Genomic DNA, 4,963 nt, shown 5'->3' on the forward strand with positions numbered 1-4,963 from the left:
TCTTCGGCCCCATCGGCAACATTCCACCTGCCGAGGCAGAAGCCGCTTACTATGCAAATCTCGCTGAGTCTGTCACTGTGGCATGACGCAAGCAAAACGGTCTCCGGAAAACCCGGGGCGGCTCACCATCGCGAAGGTTTGAGGATGCGCGCGTCGCCTGCGCGCGGCTCGAGGCACAAATACGCTTGCAGCGCCGTAATCGTGATCATGCAATCGATCTCGCGGTTCTGGAAGGCAGAGAAAATGCCACGCCGAGGCGGCTGGCGAGCACCTGCGGTTCAAGTTCGACGGTTGCCATTGGTGACGAGTACGGCTGCACCGGTTTACAAATTCGTTAGACTGCGCCACCTTATTAACCACTAACGAATTCGATCGACCAATTTTATTGGATCGTTTCCTGTTTCCGAGACCGCCGACGTTACATATCTATAAGGCCGCTTTGCCGGTTTCAAGGCACCGCGCCACTTTCCGGCGGTCTCTACTGTGCCTGACTCTTCCACATAGCGGTGGTTATTGTCGCCGGTCCTTTCTCTCATGCCGAACCACGCATTCCAGCGTCGACAAGCCCAAGATCAGAGTGTTCGAGTTCGACTCGACAAAAATGGAAGGTTTCCCGCGTTTTTAGCCAACAGAGCTCTTTGTTCTCTTCGCTGTGAAAGTACCGATAGAGGAACTCAGCGAACACAAGGAACGCTACGTTAGGACGCAGCGAGGAATCGCAGTCAGAGTCACATCCATGAAGCTCCTCAGAATGCCAGAGCTGCAAGTCCCGCGATCACGTCAAAGCCAATAAAAAGGCCGCCGACCGGAGTGGAACCGATGTCGAGTCTCTGATTCTTTCATAGATTTTTTGAACATGTCGTTGTGGCCCCGCTCAAAAGGTTTGTCTGCTTTCGCTGCCGAACGATAGCAGCAGACGGGACCAGTCGTTCCACTTGCACCACTGTCTGAATTCCCGGCGCCCCCTATCGGTAGCGACACAAATTGTCGGAATTGTCCGGTTTGTCCGGTTTGTCTGTTGATGCTATCGGTGAATGGGCTTTAAGGGCTTTCGAGCTTCTACTTGCTATTGGCGTTGGCTTGTTGGCATAGATTTAGCAATTGAGTATGTGGTTAGGCTAATCTTGTGGGAGTGGGGCTATGCGTAAGTAATCCAGCTGCTAGGCTCATCGAATGTCGGCGTGCCCCTGTATTTGCGCAAAATTGATAATTGGCGTCGCTATGTGAAAAAGGCCGCTTCAGTTTTGAGTGCATTTATGCGATTTTTGGATAAAATTGATTGTGCTTAATATGTGGCAACTTCGCTTAATAAGCAAGGGGCCATCAGGATTGCAAATTTCGTTTTGAGATGACGCGATATAACGGTGGAGTTTTGATGAAAAAATTCATGAAGGCCATTTTAATTTCGTGGTGTTTTTCGACCTGTTCATTTTTATATGCTGCCGAATTCAGGGTCGATTTTAGTTCCCCGCAAAAATATGTTCAATCGTTGGGTGCAATTAGAGCTGCAATGGGCGATGCGATGTCGCTCGCGAATATCCCTGGCAATAAAATTTTGTATCAATTAAGGCCCGATGCGTCAAATATTGTAGAGGGGATTACCATTGAAATAATTGGAGTTGGTCCCAATGACCCATCCTCAAATACAGATGTTAGGTTTGTGATGAACCCATCCGATTTGTACCTGACAGGGTTTATCGTTGCGCGTATATTTTACCGATTTTCTGATTTTTCGGATGCAGACAGCGGAAGAGTACAGGTGAATGCGCCACGGCGTTTGGTAGATTTCACGGTGAATATGACAGGAGATTCTAGCTATCTCTCGTTGGCAAGGAGTGCCGGAGTAAGCGCGGATAGAACAGATTTGTCAATCGATAGATATTCACTGATGAAGGGGTATAGGAACCTAATGAATCATGTTTCTTCGACCAGTACGATAAACGGAGCGGAGGCAAGGGCCTTGCTATCGTACGCAACAGTGCTATCAGAGGCGGTAAGGTTTCGTAGTATCCAAGGGAATTTTGCATCGACTGCATTAGGCGATGATGCTTTCACTCCATATCGATTGAGTCTCGAAGATTCAAATAGAACTACGCGGTGGGATCGGCTAAGCGATGAGATACGTAAGGTTCAGTACGGCGCAATAAAAATTGCTACGCATGGCGTGGCCCCGATCTTACTAACAGACGTCAGAGACGTTTTCGGAATGACGACCTGCACGGGCAAGAAGATCGCATCAAAGACTCCATCCCTTCCATATAACGATTGTGTTCAGGGTAATATCGGGCGGTGTAATATGGGATTCTGATTGTCTTTCGCGTGTTCTTACGTAGTCGCGATTTGTTTGAATTCGGTGGATGGGGGCGCCTGTCTGGCTTTTGCGTGGTGATTTTTAATGGGCAGTTAATTTTGAATTTTTACTAGGATGTGCGAAATGTGGGCCAAAAAATATGTTCTTTGTATTTCGATGGCAGGTGTGATGTTGCCATCTGGTTTGGTATTTGGCGGGGGATATTATCATGAGGGGTATTTTCTAGTCCCAAAGTAGATCTTCAGGGTGGGGAGTGTGAGATTGGCCTCGCAGGCTCTCAATCTTCCTCCCGTTTCAATGGGGGGAATGGTCGTGCGACGCAAGTATTCGTCAACCTATGCTGGATATCGCCAGGCACGCTCACGCAATCGAATCGAGGGTCAAGTGACATATGCAGCGCGTGGGACCTATTCGAAGCCCATTTAGTCGAATTTTGGAAAACCATAGTAGCGCACGGCATCAGACCGGTAATGCCGCACCTTGGATCGCCCGGCGCGGACTTTGTCAAATTGAAGGTCGAGTCCATTAGATCGGCAGGATGAAGAAGAGTCAATCGTCTTCCAAGGTTGCGCTTCCCGGCCGCGGTGACCGGCTCCGCGGTACGCTGTATCACCGCTTCAATCTGAGCCTGCGCGAGGTCGAGGCGCTACGTATCTGTAAGCGATGCCTCACCCTTGCAATTACCCGCACCCATTAGCGGTTAGGTGTCACGCGACCAGTACTTACCATGGCCGCGTGAGGCCAGCCTCAACTTCATCCCGATCGCAGCAGCCGAGTGCCTCCGTTTCTTCGATTCGGTGGCTGCGACGGAGCGCGCCACATACCCATAAGGATCAAGCGAGACTGCCGTCGCCTTGGCGGCCCCATGTAGCCCCAAAAGAACGTTGGCACCTTCGCGCAGTGACGGGTTTTGGATTTCAGCTTGAACGACGCCTGGAAGAAGTTGATGTAGAGCGGCGAGACCTGCTAAAGGGGGCAAGGATTTCCGTGGCCCTCCAGACCTTGGCGCCTTCCGTAGCCGACCAAGCGGTGAACGATAGCGCCATTCTTCTGCTAGACCCACGCCTCGTAGTTCTTCTTGTATGCACGCGACCGAGTAAGCTCGATATCCGTCGGTTTGCAGAAGTAGCACACCGTCTCGTTCATGAAGGCGCTATTGTTGTCGCAATCTAGACCGCGCAGGGGAAACGGCAATGCACCGCGGACCTGCCTAATATGCTCCAGAACGAATGCGCCTCTGCGACACGGCCTGACCAGGCATTCGGTCCATCCCGTCGCGATATCAGTCATCACAAGCGTGTGCACGAGCTCGCTGTCGACCTTGCCACCACCACAATGCGGCACGAACTCGATCTCGAAATAACCGGATAGATGACCTGCGACCGGACCCCGCTTTCTCACGTTCGCAGACACCCCACGGACGGCGCTGCCGGCACCGAATTGTAGCCTGTCCTCCATCAGAATATCGCTGCTGCTTGTTTCCCAAAGGCGGCACGGAGAGAGCAAGAATGATTGAGAGATTTTCTGGGGAAACGGGCAAACGCCTGCGTGTTGAAGCGTTCACGGGCCAGAAGCTCGTCGGCGGCGACAAAGATCTGGCCGCGGAGCTGGCCGACATGGCCGAACTGATTCAGGTCAAGACTTGCGACGTTATCATCCAGCAGGACGCCACCGACAACGACGTGTATTTCATCATCACCGGCGCGTTCGACATCGTCGTCAACCCCACGCCGATCCGCCGGGGGTTCCCCGGCGATTCGGTCGGAGAGATGGCAGCCGTTGAGCCGATCCAGAAATGGTCTGTGACGGTTCGTGAGGCAGAGGATTCCCTTGCCGCGAAAATCACGGAACAGCAACTGAGCGAGCTCGGCAGCCGCTATGCAGACCTCTGACGCCGGATGGCAAAAGAACTCTGGAAACGCCTGATCGGGGCGCAACCAGATCGTAAACGCGAAGTGCGACAAAATCCGCGTTTTCGTGATTTCGAGCGCTGAGGCGCTTGACGTCTCGCACCTGCTGCAATCCATGTTCGCACACGACAAGTTCCTGACCGTGCCATGGAACCAGGGGTGTTCGAGGTCGCAAACCATACGCGCGACGATATCGAACGTGAGCTGGTTCAGTGCGATTTCGCGGTGGCGATCGCACATGGCGACGACGTCACCAATGCCCGCGTCACTGAATGGTCGGCGCCCGCGCGATAACGTCGGTTTCGAGCTTGGCCTATTCATGGGACGCCTCAGCCGCAAGCGCGCAATCTTGATGGAACCGCGCGGCGAGGGCGTCCAGCTTCCGAGCGACATGGCCGGCGTGACGACGATCCGCTACGTCTACGGCGAAAAGAACGATACAGAGGCGAAGTTTGGCCCGGCTGCGACTGCGCTTCGCAAGCACATCATCAGCCTTGGAACGATTTCCTAAATATTCCCGAAATCGATCTCGAAGCCGAAGGTGGGTCGTGCCATGGCCAACTTAGTATTCGACTTACCTTGGGGGCAAACAAGTGGGGAATATCAATGGCTCTGAGAGGTGGCGCCGCTTGTTCGGGCAGGGTCCCGAGATTTTTAAGTGGAACCACCGGGGCGTTCATGCTGCCGATTTGATCGCAGGCAGTGTCGCGAAGTATGCCTCATCCGGCGTGCGGTCTTCCAG

At 53.0% G+C, this 4,963-nt stretch carries 3 protein-coding genes; all 3 read left to right on the plus strand.

What is annotated here, in order from left to right; all coding sequences use genetic code 11:
* Positions 1-1,375: 1,375 nt before the first annotated feature.
* The 3 genes from AB3X86_RS37760 to AB3X86_RS37770 all read left to right on the plus strand — a co-directional run bounded on the left by AB3X86_RS37760 (position 1,376) and on the right by AB3X86_RS37770 (position 4,732).
* A complete protein-coding gene (locus AB3X86_RS37760; RefSeq protein WP_368599848.1) occupies positions 1,376-2,308 on the plus strand; it encodes a ribosome-inactivating family protein in 933 nt (310 codons plus the stop codon).
* Between the two features lie 1,511 nt (positions 2,309-3,819).
* Complete coding sequence (locus AB3X86_RS37765; protein WP_368587848.1) at positions 3,820-4,203, plus strand: cyclic nucleotide-binding domain-containing protein; 384 nt, start codon at positions 3,820-3,822, stop codon at positions 4,201-4,203.
* 133 nt (positions 4,204-4,336) lie between these two features.
* A complete protein-coding gene (locus AB3X86_RS37770; protein WP_368587850.1) occupies positions 4,337-4,732 on the plus strand; it encodes a TIR domain-containing protein in 396 nt (131 codons plus the stop codon).
* The last annotated feature ends 231 nt before the right edge of the window (positions 4,733-4,963 follow it).

This window comes from Paraburkholderia sp. BR14374 (assembly GCF_040948685.1).
Lineage (GTDB): Bacteria > Pseudomonadota > Gammaproteobacteria > Burkholderiales > Burkholderiaceae > Paraburkholderia > Paraburkholderia youngii.

What these genes read in the sequence shown, in the direction of transcription:
- AB3X86_RS37765 (WP_368587848.1), top strand. Translation starts at nt 3,820, where the DNA reads ATGATTGAGAGATTTTCTGGGGAAACGGGCAAACGCCTGCGTGTTGAA.
- AB3X86_RS37770 (WP_368587850.1), top strand. Translation starts at nt 4,337, where the DNA reads ATGTTCGCACACGACAAGTTCCTGACCGTGCCATGGAACCAGGGGTGT.
- AB3X86_RS37760 (WP_368599848.1), top strand. Translation starts at nt 1,376, where the DNA reads ATGAAAAAATTCATGAAGGCCATTTTAATTTCGTGGTGTTTTTCGACC.